The 16371-nt window shown below is 70.2% G+C and carries 18 protein-coding genes; 7 read left to right on the top strand and 11 right to left on the bottom strand.

Annotated features, from left to right (window positions below):
* Window positions 1-81 precede the first annotated feature (81 nt).
* From AC07PV_RS10470 to AC07PV_RS10460, 3 genes are all read left to right on the top strand, one after another.
* A complete protein-coding gene (locus AC07PV_RS10470) occupies window positions 82-1044 on the top strand; it encodes a hypothetical protein (protein WP_218296431.1) in 963 nt (320 codons plus the stop codon).
* A gap of 171 nt (window positions 1045-1215) precedes the next feature.
* Entirely contained in the window at window positions 1216-2331 is a 1116-nt protein-coding gene (locus AC07PV_RS10465; protein ID WP_492254283.1) for an alpha/beta fold hydrolase, read from the top strand.
* Between the two features lie 6 nt (window positions 2332-2337).
* Window positions 2338-2862, top strand: coding sequence for a DUF4952 domain-containing protein (locus tag AC07PV_RS10460; RefSeq protein WP_494630175.1), 525 nt, complete (start codon window positions 2338-2340; stop codon window positions 2860-2862).
* A 15-nt stretch (window positions 2863-2877) separates the two neighbouring features.
* On the opposite strand, the gene AC07PV_RS10455 is transcribed toward AC07PV_RS10460, so the two are convergent.
* Together AC07PV_RS10455 and AC07PV_RS10450 are read right to left on the bottom strand one after the other, a co-directional pair.
* Window positions 2878-3534: a flavin reductase family protein gene (locus AC07PV_RS10455; RefSeq protein ID WP_370627745.1), complete on the bottom strand. Its 657-nt coding sequence runs from the start codon at window positions 3532-3534 to the stop codon at window positions 2878-2880.
* 12 nt (window positions 3535-3546) lie between these two features.
* A complete protein-coding gene (locus AC07PV_RS10450; protein ID WP_494630173.1) occupies window positions 3547-4479 on the bottom strand; it encodes a LysR substrate-binding domain-containing protein in 933 nt (310 codons plus the stop codon).
* A 168-nt stretch (window positions 4480-4647) separates the two neighbouring features.
* Between AC07PV_RS10450 and AC07PV_RS10445 the strand changes: the two genes are divergently transcribed.
* The gene (locus AC07PV_RS10445) at window positions 4648-5055 is read left to right on the top strand and encodes a tautomerase family protein (protein ID WP_218296435.1); all 408 of its coding nucleotides are present in this window, start codon (window positions 4648-4650) and stop codon (window positions 5053-5055) included.
* 71 nt (window positions 5056-5126) lie between these two features.
* On the opposite strand, the gene AC07PV_RS10440 is transcribed toward AC07PV_RS10445, so the two are convergent.
* Window positions 5127-5948, bottom strand: a complete 822-nt coding sequence (locus tag AC07PV_RS10440; protein WP_218339269.1) for an AraC family transcriptional regulator — start codon at window positions 5946-5948, stop codon at window positions 5127-5129.
* A gap of 129 nt (window positions 5949-6077) precedes the next feature.
* On the opposite strand from AC07PV_RS10440, the gene AC07PV_RS10435 reads away from it, so the two are divergent.
* The 3 genes from AC07PV_RS10435 (at window position 6078) to AC07PV_RS10425 (ending at window position 8500) form a co-directional block, all read left to right on the top strand.
* Window positions 6078-7340 (top strand): MFS transporter, encoded by a 1263-nt coding sequence (locus AC07PV_RS10435; RefSeq protein ID WP_218296437.1) that lies wholly within the window; start codon window positions 6078-6080, stop codon window positions 7338-7340.
* A gap of 116 nt (window positions 7341-7456) precedes the next feature.
* Window positions 7457-7840, top strand: a complete 384-nt coding sequence (locus AC07PV_RS10430) for a VOC family protein (protein WP_255591003.1) — start codon at window positions 7457-7459, stop codon at window positions 7838-7840.
* Window positions 7841-7987: 147 nt separating this feature from the next.
* A complete protein-coding gene (locus AC07PV_RS10425) occupies window positions 7988-8500 on the top strand; it encodes a DUF1993 domain-containing protein (protein WP_218296439.1) in 513 nt (170 codons plus the stop codon).
* Between the two features lie 238 nt (window positions 8501-8738).
* On the opposite strand, the gene AC07PV_RS10420 is transcribed toward AC07PV_RS10425, so the two are convergent.
* From AC07PV_RS10420 to AC07PV_RS10385, 8 genes are all read right to left on the bottom strand, one after another.
* Window positions 8739-9077 (bottom strand): DUF3325 domain-containing protein, encoded by a 339-nt coding sequence (locus AC07PV_RS10420; protein ID WP_218296440.1) that lies wholly within the window; start codon window positions 9075-9077, stop codon window positions 8739-8741.
* Window positions 9070-10758: a PepSY-associated TM helix domain-containing protein gene (locus AC07PV_RS10415; RefSeq protein WP_494630171.1), complete on the bottom strand. Its 1689-nt coding sequence runs from the start codon at window positions 10756-10758 to the stop codon at window positions 9070-9072. The genes AC07PV_RS10420 and AC07PV_RS10415 overlap by 8 nt, the downstream gene beginning before the upstream one ends.
* 35 nt (window positions 10759-10793) lie before the next feature.
* Window positions 10794-11090 (bottom strand): iron uptake protein, encoded by a 297-nt coding sequence (locus AC07PV_RS10410; RefSeq protein WP_492806771.1) that lies wholly within the window; start codon window positions 11088-11090, stop codon window positions 10794-10796.
* 269 nt (window positions 11091-11359) lie between these two features.
* Window positions 11360-12238 carry a sugar phosphate isomerase/epimerase family protein gene (locus AC07PV_RS10405; RefSeq protein WP_218296443.1) on the bottom strand — a complete coding sequence of 293 codons (879 nt, stop codon included), beginning with the start codon at window positions 12236-12238 and terminating at the stop codon, window positions 11360-11362.
* 5 nt (window positions 12239-12243) lie between these two features.
* The gene (locus AC07PV_RS10400) at window positions 12244-13455 is read right to left on the bottom strand and encodes a dihydrodipicolinate synthase family protein (RefSeq protein WP_494630170.1); all 1212 of its coding nucleotides are present in this window, start codon (window positions 13453-13455) and stop codon (window positions 12244-12246) included.
* A gap of 84 nt (window positions 13456-13539) precedes the next feature.
* Window positions 13540-14703, bottom strand: a complete 1164-nt coding sequence (locus AC07PV_RS10395; protein ID WP_494630168.1) for a Gfo/Idh/MocA family protein — start codon at window positions 14701-14703, stop codon at window positions 13540-13542.
* A 106-nt stretch (window positions 14704-14809) separates the two neighbouring features.
* Window positions 14810-15799, bottom strand: coding sequence for a tripartite tricarboxylate transporter substrate binding protein (locus AC07PV_RS10390; RefSeq protein ID WP_494630167.1), 990 nt, complete (start codon window positions 15797-15799; stop codon window positions 14810-14812).
* Window positions 15800-16034: 235 nt separating this feature from the next.
* Entirely contained in the window at window positions 16035-16367 is a 333-nt protein-coding gene (locus AC07PV_RS10385) for a hypothetical protein (RefSeq protein ID WP_218296446.1), read from the bottom strand.
* Between the last annotated feature and the right edge of the window lie 4 nt (window positions 16368-16371).

Below are 16371 nucleotides of genomic sequence, written 5' to 3'. Positions count from 1 at the left end.
CCAGTTTCGAAGGATGAAGGTGCTCCGGCCCGCATCGCTCGACCCATTCATGAATTTCCGTCAGCTCACAAGGAGCACACCATGCAACGCAGAATCACCCTCCACACGGCCCTGGCCGTGATCGCCGCCACCACCATGGCGTGGGGCACCGCCGCCCAGGCGCAGCAGCCGGGCGCCGCGCCCAAGATCGCCGTGACGGACCTGGCCTACGCTCAGCGCGTGTCCGAATATTTCCTGGCCGGCACCTACCAGCGCAGCAGCCAGATGAGCGCGGGCGGCAGCCACAGCGGCGGCTACAGCGCCGGGCCCTACGGCGGGGGCGGCTCGCACTCGGGCAGCCACCACATGCAGGCGTCCGAGCAGGCCAGCGGCACCTACGTGGCCGGCCGCTACAGCTACATTGAGCAGCGCGAGCTCGGCGGCTACACCAACGACATCAAGGGTGCCATCCTGCAGGGCACCTACTTCCGCCTGATCCAGGGCAAGGGCTTCGACGCGGGCAAGCCCCAGCCCTCCAAGGCCGAGCAGGTGCTCAACCAGGTGCAGGGTGGCAAGATGGCCACGCCCCAGGTGCAGCCCCAGGTCAACGACGTGATCAGCCGCATCAAGAAGGGCGAGTTCAACGGCGCCGACTACGTGCTGTTCGGCGTGGTCTCCAGCATCGACTTCACCGATGCGCTCTCGCCCCTGCAGGGCACCACCAGCGCCACGCGCCAGTACGGCCTGCAGCTCCTGGCCGACTTCTCGCTCATCAACACCAAGACCTACGAGATCAAGGCCGCGTTCTCCGCCCAGGGCGAAGGCAACGACACCAAGATCCTGTCGATCCGTGGCGACATCGCCCCGCCCAACCGCGCCAAGGTGATCCGCGAGACCTCGCTGTCGCTCGCGCAGGACGTGTACCAGCAGATGGCCATGCAGCTGGGCTACACCGACGCCCACCTGGCGCGCGGCGTGCGCCCGCCGCCGGTGTACCAGCAGGGCGGCCAGCCCATGCCCGTGCCGCAGCCCCAGCAGCCCGAGCAGGTCCTCATCCTGAAATAAGGGCATCCCTGGGCCGGGGCGTGCCGGTCTTGACTGGATTGCCCCGTTCCGGTTGATGGATAAGCGCGATATGCTATTGATTTGCTAGCATCTTGCGACCTCAGGCGCCTGGCGGCGCGCCAGTGGCAGGCGCAGCATTCCGGGTCGCCGCAGTCGTGCCAGACTTCGGCTGTGCTCAACGTCCAACGCTTTTTTTCTTGTGCCGCGCCTGGGCGGTCCCTGGCCAGCCCTGCGCTGGCCTTTTTCGTGGCCACGGCCGGTGCCGTGGTGCTCGGCGGCTGCGCCGCGTCGCCACCGCCGTTCTATGCGGCGGCCGTGTCCGGATCGCTGGTGAATGTGTACGGGCCCGAAGCGTCCGCGGACGCGCCCCAGGCGCCCCCGCAGGCCCCGGCGGCGCCGACCCAGGCCCCGCCGCCGTCGGAGCCGTTTGCACCGCGGCCCCTGCCGGGCGCCGATGGCGCGACGCTCCAGGCCCTCGCGCGCAGCGAGCGCACGGCACCGCTGCGCTACCGCGTGATCGTCATCCCCGGCTCCGGCTGCGCGGGCATGGGCCCGATTGCCGACCGCTATTTCGCCGGCCTGCTGCACGCGCAGGTGCTGGTGCTGCACAAGCCCGGCGTGGACCCGCAGGCGCGCACGGCCCCCGGCGACTGCGCGCGCGAATTCGTGCAGCAGGACCGCCTCTCCACCTGGCTGGCCCACGCGCGTGCGGCCCTGGTCGCGGATGCGCGGCAGCGCGCGCGCGACGGCGCGCCCGCGCTGCCGCAGCTGCTGGTGGGCATCTCCGAAGGGGCCGAACTCTTGCCCGCCCTCGCCCCCGAAGTGCCGCAGCTGGCGGGCCTGGTGCTGCTGTCGGCCAGCGGGCTGGACCCGCAGGAGGCCGGCAGGCTGCAGGCGCAGCGCCTGGGTGCGCAGGAAGACTGGGAGGAACTGGCCCGCGTGGTGGCCGGGAGCCGGCCCGACACCGCCGTGGCGCAGGGCCGCAGCCTGGGTTACTGGCGCGACCTGTGGAGCTGGCCGCTGACCCTGCCGCTGGTGCAAAGCCCCTGGCCCGTGGTGCAGGTGTGGGGCGGCGAGGATGCCCTGGTGCCCCCCGCCGCATACGAACGGTTTGCCGAACTCGCCGCCTTGCGCACCGAGCCCTATTGCGCGCGCAGCCTGCCCGACGCGGACCATGGCCTGCAGCGCCGCGCCGCCGGGGCGGATGGCGTGCAGCAGGTGTGGGCCTGGGCAGAGCAATGGGCGCGGGACCCGGCCGCAGGCCTGTGCGCGCCCTTGTCGCGGTAACAGGCCATGGCGCAGCGCCACCTGCCGCCGCCTGCATGCCAGCCAGGGGCGCGGCGCATGGAGTGGTGGTGGTGGCGCCGGGGCTGCGCGCCCGTCGCGGTGCCGTGTCTGAGCCTTATCTTCCTCCTCCTCGCGCCCGCCGCGTTCGGCCAGACGGCCTCGTGCGCTGACTTCCTGGCCGTGCAGCGGCACAAGCCGCCGGGGCTTGAATGGACCGGCTGTGCCGAGGGCCACCTGCACCAGCTGCGCGCGCTGACCGCGACCTATCGGGTACCGGGCGCGCAGGCGGCGGCCGTGGAGCGCTACCTGGCACGCCACACCGGCATGGCGCGGCTGCACTTCGTGTGCTGTGGCTGGGAGCCCCGCAGCCGCCACCGGGGGCGCGAGGGCGCGGGCAGCCTGCCGGGGCCGCAGGGCTTGGCCTACCGCGTGTCCATGTACTCGGGCGAAACGCTGGTCACGCGCCGCCGCGGCTGGGGCGCCATCCCGTGGTTCGAGGTGAGCGTGGTCCTGCCGCTGGAGCCGCCGTAGCGCAGGGGGCGCGGCCTACCGTGGCCGGTACATCTTGAACAACTGCTCCGGCCCCACCGTGAAGTAGTCGGCCGGGCCCCCCGCGCGCAGGATGTGGCCGGCGTTGGCGGTGTCGTACACGCCGTCCTTGAGCAGCCGCTGGTCGATGTGCACGGCCACCACCTCGCCCAGCACCAGCCAGGTGGGCACCTGCACGCCGTCTGCGCCCTGCAGCTGCAGGATCTGCGTGCTGCGGCATTCGAAGGTGACGGGGCTTTCGGCCACGCGGGGTGGGCGCACCTGCGTGGACGGTCGGGGCGTGAGGCCGGCGAGCGTGAACTCGCTGACCTCGGGCGGCGCGTTGGCGCAGCTCTGGTTCATGGCCTCGGCCAGGTCGCGCGTGGCCAGGTTCCACACGAACTCGCCGGTCTCCTGCACGTTGCGCACCGTGTCCTTGAAGCCGATGCTCGCGAAGCCCACGATGGGGGGCACGTAGTTGAACGCGTTGAAGAAGCTGTAGGGCGCGAGGTTGGTGGCTCCGGCCGCGCTCTGCGTGGAGATCCAGCCGATGGGGCGGGGGCCGACGATGGCATTGAACGGGTCGTGCGGCAGGCCGTGGCCCTGGCGGGGTTGGTAGCTGTGGATGGCGGAGTCGGGCATGGCGGCGGGGCGGCGAAGGCAAGGAATGCCCATCGTAGGGCGATCTCAGGGCGCCTGCGGGCCCGGGGGCATTGCGGTGGCCTCGGCCTGCGCCTGCAGCCAGGCGCAGAACACATCGATCCGGGGGTGGGCGCCGGCGCGGCGGCGCAGCACGTAGTCGTAGCCCGAGGCCGCGAAGCCCAGCGGCGCCACCAGCCGGCCGGCCCGCACGTCGTCCAGCACGAGGTGCCAGGGGGCCACCGCCACGCCCAGGCCGCGCACGGCGGCCTCCAGGGTGAAGTAGTAGTGTTCGAACTCGGGGCCCGCGGGTGGGGCGGCAGGCACCGGCGCTCCCGTGGCGGCCGCCCACATGGCCCAGGCGTTGCGCCGCGTGCGCGTGTGGAGCATCAGGGGCTGCAGGGCGGGAGCGGCCATGTCGGCGGGCTGGCGCAGGGCCACGCGCCCGGCCAGCGCGGGGCTCAGCACCGGGCCCAGGTGTTCGGGGAACAGCCGCGTACAGGCCGGGGTGTCCCGCGCCGCGCCGGGCTCCTCGGCGGTGATGGACACGTCGCAGCGCGCGGGGGCGGCCCCGGCGCCTGCGCCTGCGTCGGCGGTGGTGCGCAGGCGCACCTCGATCCCCGGGTGCCGCGCCTGGAAGTCGAACAGCCGGGGGATCAGCCATTTCACGGTGAAGGTGCTGAAGCAGGCCACGTCCAGCGGGCCTCGGCTGCCGTCGCCGATCTCGCGCACGGCCTCGGCGATGTGCGCGAACGCGGTGGTCAGCACGGGCTGCAGCACGCGCGCCGCCGGGGTGAGCGTGGGGCGGGCCTTGCTGCCGTCGAACAGGGGCACGCCCAGGTGCTGCTCGAGCTGGCGCACCTGCCGGCTGATGGCGCCGGGCGTGACCGACAGTTCGTCGGCCGCCGCGGTCATGCGGCCCAGGCGGGCGGCGGCCTCGAAGGCGCGCAGGGCGCCCAGTGGGGGCAGGCGGGGGCTCATCTTTGTGAGTTTAGTGCACAAGGCTGCGGAGAAATCATCGCTTTGCAGGCGGCAGAACGATAGCAACAATGGCCCATGCCATCAGCGGCAATGCCCGGATCGCCTGAAGGCTGCGCTGCCCGCTTCTGCCTATTTAATTGACTTCAGGGAACATACGAGAACACCGCCATGCCTTTCATCCGCACCCATGTTCCGCAAGACACCCCCGCCGCCACGCGCACGGCCATCGTGCAAGGCGTCCACCAGGCGCTGGTGGACAGCATCGGCATGCCGCCGGACGAGCTGTTCAACCTGGTGGCCGGCTACGCGCCCGGGGAGTTCGCCTGCAGCCGCACCTTCAACGGCGTGGCCCGCTCCGACCGCGTGGTGGTGCTCGAGATCACGCTGCGGCGCGGGCGCAGCGATGCGATGAAGCGCGCGCTGTACGCCGCCATCGCTCACAACCTGCACACCCTGGCGGGCGTGGCGCCGGCCGATGTGTTCATCTTCCTGCACGAGAACGACTATTCCGACTGGTCCGTGGGCCACGGCCGCTTTGCGATGGACCTGGTGCAGCAGCGGGTCGCGCCGGGCTGAGGGGCGTGGTCCCATCCGGCGACATCCGTTCGCTGCGAATTTGATAGCTGTTGGCGCTTTCCGGCCGTGCGCTAGGCCATGTTTTTGCCAATGAACCCGCTGGGCGGCTGCCCCATCGCCGCCTTGAACATCGCGGAGAACGCGCTTTCGCTCGCGTAGCCGCTGGCCGCCGCCACCTGGCCCACGGGCTCGCCGCGCGCCAGGCGGGGCAGGGCATGGGCCAGCACGGCCTGGCGGCGCCACTGTGCGAAGCCCATGCCGAACTGCGCGCGGAACAGGCGGGCCAGCGTGCGCTCGCTGGCGCCGCTGTCGGCCGCCCAGTGCCGCAGCGTGGCGTAGCGCCCGGGCTCGTGCAGCACGGCCTGGCACAGCGCGCGCAGGCGCTTGTCGCTGTGGGGGCCGGGCAGCGGCACGCCCAGGGCCAGGCTTTCGGCCTGGCCGATCTCATCGAGCACCAGCGCGGTCAGCGCGGCCTCGCGCGCGGGGCCGGGGTGCGGGCCGCCCACCGGGTCCAGCGCCGACACCAGCTCGCGCAGCAGGGGCGTCACGGCCATCACGCGGCAGTTCGCGCCGCCAGCCGGCACCACGCCGGGGTCGATGTAGAGCGTGCGGAAGGCGGCCGCCTCCAGCACCGCCACGGCGTGCAGCGCGCCGGGGGCGATCCACACCGCGCGCGAGGGTGGCACGATGTACGCGGTGGCGGTGCCCGGTGCGTGCACGCTCACCTGGACCACCCCGCTGGCGCAGTAGGCCAGCTGGCCCCAGGCGTGGCGGTGCGGCTCGAAATGCGTATCGGCCGGCATGTCGCGCGCCCGCACCCGCACGGGGCTGGCGGGCGTGGGGGTGAACGGGTCGGTGTCGCCCAGGGGAGCGGCTTGGCTGGTACGGGCCATGGCGGGTCGAAAAAAAGCAGAAAAGGGGGCGTGGCCGGCGTGCCCCGGATCAACGGTTTGGCGCAAATTCGCCGAAAGCTGTCGTTCCGTCGCATTCCAGAAACCCGGGGCCAATACTACGATGCCGCCATGACCACCGCAAATGTCCACGGCCTTCCGCCTGCCTCCACCCCGCTGCGCGCCGATGCCAGCGTCATCGGGCTGGTCGGCATCGCCCACCTCATCAGCCACTACAGCCAGCTCCTGCTGGCGCCGCTGTTCCCGTGGCTCAAGGACGCGTTCCAGGTCGGCTACACCGAGCTGGGTTTCCTGATGACCATCTTCTTCGTGGTCTCGTGCGCGGTGCAGGCGGGCTCGGGCTTCGTGGTGGACCGCTTCGGGCCCCGGCCCATCCTGTTCGGCGGCCTGGCGCTGCTGGGCTTGGCGGCCTTCGGCTTCGCGGCCAGCACCAGCTACGCCATGCTCGCGGCGTTCTCGGTGCTCGCGGGCATCGGCAACGGCGTGTTCCACCCGGTGGACTACACGCTGCTCAACCGCCGCGTGAGCGCGCCGCGCCTGGGCCACGCCTACAGCGTGCACGGCATCACCGGCAGCCTGGGCTGGGCGCTCGCGCCCGCCATGCTGGTGCCCATCGCCATCGCGACATCGTGGCGCGTGGCGCTGGTGTGCGCGGGCGTGCTGGCGTTCTCGGTGCTGCTGGTGCTGCTGGTCAGCCGCCGCCACCTGGCGCTGCCGCCCATGCCCGCGCCCACCGCTGCGGCCAGGTCCGCCGCCACCGGCGCGGCCGGGCAGGGCGGCAACTTCGCGTTCCTGCGCATCCCCGCCGTGTGGATGTGCTTTGCGTTCTTCTTCTTCTACGCCGTGGCGCTGAACGTGGTGCAGGCCTTTGCCCCCGAGGCCGCGCGCCAGCTGCATGCCGTGCCCGTGGCGCTGGCCGCGATGTGCCTCACGGTCTACATGGTGGCCAGCGCCGGTGGCATGGTGCTGGGCGGCTTCCTGGCGGCCGACCCCAGCCGCTGCGAGCGCATCGTGGGCATCGGTTTCGGCCTGGCGGCCTGCGTGGCCGTGGCGCTGGCCCTGGCGCACCCGCCCGGCGCCCTGGTGCCCGTGCTGTTCGGGGTGATGGGTTTTTGCGCCGGCATCGCCGGCCCCTCGCGCGACCTGCTGGTCAAGCGCTCCACGCCCGAGGGCTCCACGGGCCGCGTCTACGGCATCGTGTATTCGGGCCTCGATATCGGCCAGGCGCTGTCGCCGCTGCTGTTCGGCGTGCTGCTCGACCAGGGCCGCTTCACCGCCGTGCTGCTGGGGCTGGCCGTGGTGCAGGGCGTGCTGATCGCCAGCGCCTTCAACGTGCGCCGGGTGCGCAGGACGGTGGCGCCGGTGGCGGCCTGAACGCGGGCCGGGCGGCCTGCTGCCGGACCCCGTGGCCGCGTGAATCTCGGTGAGAATGGCGGCGGCTGCCCCTCATCGATCCATCCGTCCATTGCGGGAGATTCACCGTGTCCACCATGCCTTCGTCCGGCGCCGTCGTCTTCGCCAAGGACATGCAGCGGCTCGCCGCGTTCTATGAAGGGCTCTGCGGCCTGAACGTGGTCCACGCCGAAAGCGACCATATCGTGCTGGAGTCTGGCGCGGTGCAGATCGTGGTCCACGCCATCCCGCAGCGGATCGCCCGGGCCATCGCCATCACGCAGCCGCCCGTGGTGCGCGAGGAGACCCCCATCAAGCTCTTTTTCGCGGTGCCGGACCTGGCCCAGGCCCGGCTGCGGGCCGTGGCCCTGGGCGGGCAGCTCGCGCCCGCGGCCAGGGAATGGGAGGCCCGGGGCTTTCGGGCCTGCGATGGCCACGACCCCGAGGGCAATGTGATCCAGCTGCGCCAGCACCTGGCCTGACACTGCCGGGCACGAGCCCAAAAGGCGGGGCGCCAGCACGGAGTGCGCCGATGTGCTGCAATGCGCTCCGGTCCCGGCGGGTAAAAAAAGGCCGCCGGGCGCCGACCCTTCCTTCCCTGTGCTTCATCCCAAGACAAGAATCCCGCCATGACATCTCCCCTCTACAACGCCAGCGTTCCCGTTCTCCGCCAGATGCTGGGCTCGCTCAAAGACATCCTGGCCAAGACCGAGGCGCACGCCACGGCGCGCAAGCTCGACCCCGACGCGCTGCTGCAGGCCCGGCTGTTCCCCGACATGTTTCCCATGGCGCGCCAGGTGCTGATCGCCTGCGACTTCGCCAAGGGCGTGGCGGCGCGGCTGGCGGGGGCGGAGGTGCCTTCGTATCCGGATGCGGACCGCCCCGGCTTTGCCGACCTGAACGAGCGCATCGACACCGTGCTGGCGTTCGTGGAAGGCCTGCCCGTGGAGGCGTTTGCCGATGCCGCCACGCGCACCATCACCATCCAGCCCGGCACCGCGCGCGAGCGGCAGTTTCCGGGCGAGCAGTACCTGCTGCACTACGGCCTGCCGCAGTTCTTCTTCCACGTGACCACGGCCTACGCGCTGGCCCGCCACAACGGCGTGGAGCTGGGCAAGCGGGACTACATGGGCAAGATTTGATGCCCCCCTGAGCCGCTGCGCGGCTTCCCCCGAGGGTGAAGCACCCGGTGGCCCGGCGAAGCCGGTTCCACGGGTGCACTGGCGTGGGGGCGCGCCAGTGGTTGAGGGTGTGGCGGAATCGGGTTCGGGGAGCGTCGCCTCCCGGTATTTCACAAGCCGTTCGGGCTGAGCCTGTCGAAGCCGGGGCGCAAACATCGCACCACCCAGCCTGGGCCCGCATGAACTGCGTGCGGCGGTTTTATCGGGCCACGCCAGCGCCGCTGCGCCGCACCCAGGCGATCAGCACGCCCAGCACGCGGGGCCGCCACGACAGTGTGAACGCGATGGTGAGCGCGGCACCCGCGAGCGCCATGAACCACACCAGCGACGCCATCGATGCGTGGTCCACGGCCAGGCACAGGGCCAGGGCCACGAGCAGGCCGGCGGCGCCCATCCAGCGCAGTGTGCGCACGGTGCTGCGCCGCAGGGGCTCGGTGCCGCGCACCTGCTCCCAGTGCGCATCCATCGACAGGGCCAGCCAGCCGAGGCCGACCACGTTGGCGGCCAGGGCCGCCACCAGCAGCAAGGCGTCAGGCACGGGCGGTCTCCAGCGAGGAGGCCGCGCCGCCGTCCACGGCAGGGGCGCCCAGCTGGCCCTGGGCGCGGTGCTTGAGCTTGCGCGCGGCGAGCACGGCGATGGCGCTGCTCGCCAGGATGGCCAGGTCCACGCCGGCCACGGGCCAGTAGCCGTTGCCAAGGGTGCGCAGCAGGTGGTCGCCCGTGGTCACCCAGTTGAGCAGCACGGCAGCCACGCCCAGCACGGCGATGGCCCAGCACTGCTCGGCCCAGGCGGGGGCCATGCGCGCGCTGGCCACGGGCGCGGTGCGCCAGATGCCGTGCACGAAGGCCAGTGCCCAGGCGCCCCAGAAGACATATTGCTCCCAGTCCCCGCGCGCGGGCAGGTCGGTGGGCAGCAGGCGGTTTCCGATCAGCATGGACAGCGCGGCGATCAGCATGCCCGTCACGGTGGAGACCGCGAACGCGTCCACCCAGCGCGCTCCGGTCACGCCCTGCCTGGCGTGCTGGCGCTTGCGTTTTTCCACGAAGAAGATGAAGCCCGTGGCGATGCACACGCAGCCCGAGAGGCCGCCCAGCACATACAGCCAGCGCAGCAGCCAGTGCCGGAAATGCTGCAGGTGCAGCCCGGTGAGGAAGGTGTTGACGTTGGCCACCGGGGTCAGCGGCGGGTCTTCGCGCAGCACCTCGCCGGTGCTGGCCTTGAAGTGGATGCCGTTGCCCACGAGCGCGATGCGGTCGGTGCCAGCGCGGTACACGCTCACGTACGCATTGGCATCGCCCACGTGCTGCACGGTCAGAAAGCCCACGTCGCCCGCCATGCCCTGCGCGGCCCAGCGGCGCTGGGCCTGCGCCACCATCGCGTCCACCGAGGCCAGGGTGCCGGCGGTGCCCGCGCGCTCGTGCGGCAGGCCGGTTTCTGCGGCCTCGTGTTTTTCGTGCAGCTCGTGCAGCGGGTGCAGCTGCGTGTGGGTGATGGGGAAGTACATGCCGCCAAAGATCACCAGCCCCGAGAACGCGAAGATGAAGTGGAACGGCAGCGCCACCACGCCCGTGAGGTTGTGCAGGTCGAGCGCGCTGCGCTGCGTGTGCTTTCGGGGGCGGAAGGTGAACAGCTCGCGGAAGATCTTGCGGTGCATCACCACGCCGCTGACCAGCGCCACCAGCATCATCAGCGCGGCGAAGCCCACGATCCAGGTGCCCAGGTCCTTCCATTTGAAGTTCAGGCTGTAGTGCAGCGGGTAGAAGAACTGGCTGCCGATCTTGAGGTGGTCGTCGGGCAGCGAGGCGCCCGAGCGCGGATCGATCGTGCGGTTGCCCCAGATGGTGTTGTCGTCGGGGTCCTTGGCATTGGGCAGCTCATAGCCCGCGAACAGGCCCAGCACCGGGTCGCGGTGGGTGGTGTACGCGCCCCAGGTCTTGATGACGGGGAAGCTTTGCGGCACAGGCCCGTTCACGCGGTCCCTGGCGGCCTCGATGTTTTCCGCGCTGGGCCTCATGTCCTGGAAGGCCGGCTGCAGGATCTTGTCGAACGAGGGCATGGGCTGCGGCTCGAAGCGGGTCTGGGGAATGGCCCACCGGTCGATCTCGCGGTCGAACACCGACAGCGAGCCGAAGAAGAAAACGACCATCAGCACGAAGCCCAGCACCAGGCCGAACCAGGTGTGCAGCCAGGCCATGGTGAGCCGGAAGTTCTGGAACATGATGGGTATCTACCTCTTGGGTTCGTGCGCGCGGTTTACAGGATGGCGCGCTGCACCAGCCAGGCGGCGCCGGTCATCAGCGCCCCGCCGCCGGCCAGCACCAGCCACACGCGCTTCACGCTTGCCGCCGAAAACGCCCACAGAAAGGCCACCAGAAAGACGATGAAGCCGACGATGTAGCCCAGGGCCTCCGCATCGTGGAACTCCATCTGCGCCGCGAACAGAAGGCCGATGCCCAGCGCGATGAAGCCCCACGTGAAGGCATAGCCGCCCAGGACGCCCGCGGCGATGCGCGAAACGATGTGCAAGCGGGAAACTGCGCTGGAGGCCATGGCGAAACGGATGCGAACGGGATTGGTGATGAGATTGATTCGTAATTATGCAGCCCTTTGCACCATTTCCCCATTGCGGCCAGGGTGATGGGGCAACGGCCGGCCCGCCCCGCGCGTCGCAGGCTGCGCCCTCGCACGGCCCGTGGCAGCCGAGGGCCCCGGGTGACGGCCCGCCGTGGCGCGGGCCCGGACGATGCTGTCCACGGGTCCACGGGTCCACGCGCACCGGTGGCGCCGGGGTCCGCAGGGCGCGGAGCCGCCCCGGGGGCTCAGACCACGCTGCGGTGCCGCGCGATGCAGGTGTCCAGCGTGTCCTCGCCCGTGCGCTGCCACCAGTCCAGCGCCGAGAAGATCTCCACCTCGGCATAGCCCCCGAAGCCCGCAGCCTCGACCCATTGGCGGATCTTCTTGAGCTCGATCACGCCGTCGCCCATCATCCCCCGGTCGCTGAGCAGGTCGCGCGTGGGCAGGCGCCAGTCGCAGACATGGAAGGCCAGCAGGCGTTCCTTGCCGGCGCGCGCGATCTGTTGTTCCAGCTTGGGGTCCCACCACACGTGGTACACGTCCAGCGCCACGCCCAGGCTGCCGCTGCGACTGGGGTCCAGCGCATCGCAGATGTCGAGCGCGTGCTCCAGCGTGTTGATGCAGGCGCGGTCGGCCGCCTGCATGGGGTGCAGCGGCTCGATGGCCAGCGGCATGCCCACCTGGCGCGCGTATTCCAGCGACGCGGCGATGCCGTCGACCACCTCGCCGCGCGCGCGGGCGATGTCGGTGTAGTGCGGCGTGCCTTCCAGCGCCCCGGGCAGTGCGCCCACCACCAGCACCAGGCAGGCGGCGTCGAGCGTCTTGGCCTCGTCGATGGCACGGCGGTTGTCGTCGAGCGCGGCGCGCAGGCCGGCCGCATCCGCCGCCGGGAAGAACCCACCGCGGCAGTAGCCCGACAGTTCCATGCCATGGGCGCGCAGCTGGCGCGCGGTAGCGTCCAGCCCCGCCGCGGCCACCTGGTCACGCCAGGGGCTGATGGCGCGGATGCCGCGTGCGGCGCACTGGTCGATGATGCGCGCCAGTGGCACCTCGGCCCCCTGCTGCTTGCGCACGGTGGCGGTATTGATGGAGAGCCAGCGGTGGTCTTGGGTGAAATCACGCATGGCGGTCAGGCACTCACGCCGTGCAGTGCCAGCAGGTGGCCCATGCGCTGCACGGCCAGTTCGGGCTGCTCCAGCAGGTCGGCCTGGTCGGCCAGCCGGAACAGCTCGGCGAAATGCACCAGCGAGCGCGTGCTCTGCTGCCCGCCCACCATGGTGAAGTGGCTCTGGTGCCCGTTGAGCCAGGCCATGAAGACCACGCCCGTCTTGTAGAAGCGCGTGGGCGCCGCGAAGATGTGGCGCGACAGCGGCACCGTGGGCCCCAGGATGGCGTGAAAGCGCGCCGTGTCGCCAGCGGCCAGCGCTGCGAGTGCCGCGCTCGCGGCCGGTGCGATGGCGTCGAAGATGCCCAGCAGCGCATCGCTCTGGCCCTGGCGCGGCGTGCCGCCCGCGCCGTCGCCGGCGATGAGTTCCGCGTAGTTGAAATCGTCGCCCGTGTACATGCGCACGCCCTGGCCGTCGGTGCCGCCCGTGGTGGGCAGGCGGCGGCGCATGGCGACTTCCTTGTCCTTGTCGAGCAGCGAGATCTTGATGCCGTCCACCTTGTCCGGGTGCGCGGCGATCACCGCCAGCGCCGTGTCCATGGCCGCATCCACGTCGCGCGAGCCCCAGTAGCCCGCCAGGGCCGGGTCGAACATGTCGCCCAGCCAGTGCAGTACCACGGGCTGCTGTGCCTGGCTCAGGATGCGGTCGTACACGCGTTCGTAGTCGGCGGGGCTTTGCGCCACCCGGGCCAACGCCCGGCTGGCCATCACGATGAGCTTGCCGCCGAGCTTCTCGATGGCCTCCATCTGCTCCTCGTAGCCGCGGATCACGTCGTCCACCGACTTCACGTCCTCCAGCACCAGGTGGTCCGTGCCGCAGCCCGAGGCCAGGAGCGCGCCGGGGCCGAAGTCGCGCGCCGCGTCGAGCGAGCGGCGGATCAGCTCCAGCGAGGTGGGCCAGTCCAGCCCCATGCCGCGCTGCGCGGTGTCCATGGCCTCGGCCACGCCCAGGCCCAGCGACCACAGGCGCTGGCGGTAGGCGATGGTCGCGTCCCAGTCCACCGCGCACTGCAGCCAGGGGTCGATGGCCGCCAGCGGGTTGGCCACCACGTGGGCCGCCGAGTAGGCGATGCGGTTGAACGCCACGCCCCGCTGTGGCGCGACCGGCGGGCGGCCTTGCAGGGTGTAGGGGCTGATGCGGCCATCGGCCGTGGGCAAGGGGAGGCTGAAGGCCATGGTGTACTCGCAGAAATTTGAATGAAATTGGCCTCTGGCGCTTATCCAGCAAGCGCTAGCAGCTATCAAAACAGTAATCGGTGGTTAAGCTTGCAGGGGGGCCACATCGACCCAGCGGCGTTCCTTCCAGCTTTCCAGCGCGGCTTCGACCAGCTGCACGCCCTTGGCGCCTTCAGGCAGGGTCCAGCGGTACGGCGCGTCTTCCACCACGTGGCGGATGAAGTGCTCCCACTGGATCTTGAAGCCGTTGTCGTAGACCTGCGAGTCCGGGATCTCCTGCCACTGGTCGAAGAAGTTCATGGTCTGCTTCTCGTCGGGGTTCCACACCGGGCGGGGCGTGGCCACGCGGCTTTGCGCGCGGCAGCTGGAGAGGCCCGCGACGGCCGAGCCGTCGGTGCCGTCCACATGGAAGGTCACCAGGTCGTCGCGCCGCACGCGCGTGGCCCAGCTCATGTTGAGTTGCGCGATCACGTCTTCGCCGTTGTGGCCCTTGAGCTCGCAGGTGGCGTAGGCCGCGTCGTCGGCCGTGGCCTTGTACGGTTGGCCGGCTTCGTCCCAGCGGGTGGGGATGTGCGTGGCGCCGATGCACGAGACCGACTTCACCTCGCCGAACAGGTTGTCCAGCACGTAGCGCCAGTGGCACATCATGTCCAGGATCATGCCGCCGCCGTCTTCGCTGCGATAGTTCCAGCTCGGGCGCTGGATGGGCTGCAGGTCGCCTTCGAAGACCCAGTAGCCGAACTCCAGGCGCACGCTCAGCATGCGGCCGAAGAAGCCCGCGCGGCGCAGCATGTCGAGCTTGCGCAGGCCGGGCAGGAAGAGCTTGTCCTGCACGGCACCGTGCTTGAGGCCCGAGCCCGAGGCCAGGCGAGCGATCTCCACCGCTTCGTTCAGGTTGGTGGCGATGGGCTTTTCGCAGTACACGTGCTTGCCCGCACGGATCGCCTTGGCCAGCAGGGTGGGGCGCATCTGCGTGGTGCCGGCGTCGAAGAACACCGTGTCCTCGGGGTTGGCGAGCGCGGCGTCCAGGTCCGTGCCCCAGCGCGCGATGCCGTGGGCCTTGGCCAGGGCCTCCATCTTCTCGGCATTGCGGCCGATGAGGATGGGGTCGGGCATCACGCGGTTGCCGTTCCCGAGCACCACGCCGCCCTGCGCGCGGATGGCGCAGATGGAGCGGATCAAGTGCTGGTTCATGCCCATGCGGCCGGTGACGCCGTGCATGATGAGTCCGAGTCGTTGGGTTGCCATGGCGGTGGTGCTTTCGTTCAGTTCAAGGTTGCAAAAAAATTGGGCAAAGGCGCGGCCTGACCACCCCCACGGCAGGGGCTGGCGGTGCGGTGCGGCGCCAAGGGAATTACTGTGTGGGCGAGAGTCCGGCGGCCTTCACCAGCGTGGCGTTGCTCTTGATCTCGTCCTTGATGTAGGCGTCGAACTGCTCGGGCTTGAGCGTCCAGGCATCGGCACCGAGTTTCAGGAAACGTTCTTTCACCTCGGGCGTGGCCAGCGCCTTCACCACCTCGTCGTGCAGGCGGTTGACGATGTCGCGTGGCGTCTTGGCCGGCACCATCATCCCGATCCAGAAGTTGAACTCCGAGCCGGGCACGCCGGCCTCGGCCGTGGTGGGCACATCGGGCAGGGCGGCGGCGCGCTTGGGCGAGCCCACGGCCAGCGCCAGCAGCTGGCCGTCCTTGATCTGGCCGATCACGGGCGCGATGGGCGAGAAGTAGTAGTCCACGCGGCCCGACAGCACCTCGGTCACGGCCTCGGCCGAGCCCTTGAAGGGGATGTTCTGCGCGTCGATCTTTGCGGCCAGCTTGAACTTCTCGGCGTTCAAATGCGTGGCGCTGCCCTGGCCGGCCGAGGCGAAGTTCACCGTGCCGGGCTTGGCCTTGGCCGTGGCCACCAGGTCCTGCAGCGTCTTGATGCCCTTGGCGGGCGAGATCACCAGCGCATTGGGCAGCGACGAGATCGGCGTCACGCCCGCGAAGTCGCCCACCGTGTCGAACGGCAGCTTGGCGAAGGTCGAGGGGCTCACCGTGTGCGACGACGAATGGATCATCACCGTGTAGCCGTCCGGCGCCGCCGTGGCCACGGCCTGCTGGCCGATGGTGCCGCTGGCGCCGCCGCGGTTGTCCACCACCAGCGTCTGGCCCATGCTCTGACCCATCTTGTCGGCGATGGCGCGCGCAATGATGTCGGTGGTGCTCCCCGCCGCAAACGGCACGATCACGCGGATCGGCTTGGTCGGGTAGCCGCCTTGCGCCAGGGCGCCGAAGGACAGGGAGGTGATCGCGGCGGCCAGGGCGGTGGCTGCAGTGCGGCGGGTGGTGCGGGTGATGGGCATGGATTTGTCTCCGTGGGCAGGCTTGGACTTGCTCTTTAATTCACTGAATGGTGAATAGAGATTATTTTTAGGCATCGCTGCGCCTGCGTCAACGCGGACGCGGGTGGTGGGGGTAGGGGTTTACCCGTGGATTGCGGTGAAGCCAACGGTCGGCGGCCGTGCCGCGCTGCTACCTTGCGCCTACAGGCTCAGCGGTCAAGTTGCAAACCAACTGAGTGGCCAGCGAGTTGCGCGCTCAACGGGATGGCCTCTTTCGAAGTTTGGCGACGGCATAGCCGGTGAAACCTTGGTGCACAAAACTACCGAAAGCCATCAGCAAGACCCACGCCGGTAAGTACTGCGGCAAAGAAAGCAGCAGGCCGAGAGACGCCAACAACGCTATGGCAAAAGACAGGTCTCGCCAGGCAAACAACCGCGCGCATCCTTCAATCCCCTCGGGCGGGCGCGAAATCCACTGACGGGTGAGCGCGACACGGTGCTTGATACCCAGTTGATAGGCGCGCCAGAGCAGAAAGCCCGCCATGGCGGCGGGTGCAACGAGGAGGATCAGGACGGCGGCGATTTGCATGGTG

It is taken from the genome of Acidovorax sp. GW821-FHT09A11, assembly GCF_059418365.1.
Note: the sequence above shows the minus strand (reverse complement) of the source record. Positions and strands in the feature narration are given on the sequence as shown.

Coding starts and splice junctions, on each gene's coding strand:
- AC07PV_RS10435 (WP_218296437.1), top strand. CDS start 6,078: ATGACCACCGCAAATGTCCACGGCCTTCCGCCTGCCTCCACCCCGCTG.
- AC07PV_RS10470 (WP_218296431.1), top strand. CDS start 82: ATGCAACGCAGAATCACCCTCCACACGGCCCTGGCCGTGATCGCCGCC.
- AC07PV_RS10460 (WP_494630175.1), top strand. CDS start 2,338: ATGGCGCAGCGCCACCTGCCGCCGCCTGCATGCCAGCCAGGGGCGCGG.
- AC07PV_RS10405 (WP_218296443.1), bottom strand. CDS start 12,238: ATGCGTGATTTCACCCAAGACCACCGCTGGCTCTCCATCAATACCGCC.
- AC07PV_RS10425 (WP_218296439.1), top strand. CDS start 7,988: ATGACATCTCCCCTCTACAACGCCAGCGTTCCCGTTCTCCGCCAGATG.
- AC07PV_RS10415 (WP_494630171.1), bottom strand. CDS start 10,758: ATGTTCCAGAACTTCCGGCTCACCATGGCCTGGCTGCACACCTGGTTC.
- AC07PV_RS10440 (WP_218339269.1), bottom strand. CDS start 5,948: ATGGCCCGTACCAGCCAAGCCGCTCCCCTGGGCGACACCGACCCGTTC.
- AC07PV_RS10385 (WP_218296446.1), bottom strand. CDS start 16,367: ATGCAAATCGCCGCCGTCCTGATCCTCCTCGTTGCACCCGCCGCCATG.
- AC07PV_RS10450 (WP_494630173.1), bottom strand. CDS start 4,479: ATGAGCCCCCGCCTGCCCCCACTGGGCGCCCTGCGCGCCTTCGAGGCC.
- AC07PV_RS10455 (WP_370627745.1), bottom strand. CDS start 3,534: ATGGGCATTCCTTGCCTTCGCCGCCCCGCCGCCATGCCCGACTCCGCC.
- AC07PV_RS10390 (WP_494630167.1), bottom strand. CDS start 15,799: ATGCCCATCACCCGCACCACCCGCCGCACTGCAGCCACCGCCCTGGCC.
- AC07PV_RS10400 (WP_494630170.1), bottom strand. CDS start 13,455: ATGGCCTTCAGCCTCCCCTTGCCCACGGCCGATGGCCGCATCAGCCCC.
- AC07PV_RS10445 (WP_218296435.1), top strand. CDS start 4,648: ATGCCTTTCATCCGCACCCATGTTCCGCAAGACACCCCCGCCGCCACG.
- AC07PV_RS10410 (WP_492806771.1), bottom strand. CDS start 11,090: ATGGCCTCCAGCGCAGTTTCCCGCTTGCACATCGTTTCGCGCATCGCC.
- AC07PV_RS10395 (WP_494630168.1), bottom strand. CDS start 14,703: ATGGCAACCCAACGACTCGGACTCATCATGCACGGCGTCACCGGCCGC.
- AC07PV_RS10430 (WP_255591003.1), top strand. CDS start 7,457: ATGCCTTCGTCCGGCGCCGTCGTCTTCGCCAAGGACATGCAGCGGCTC.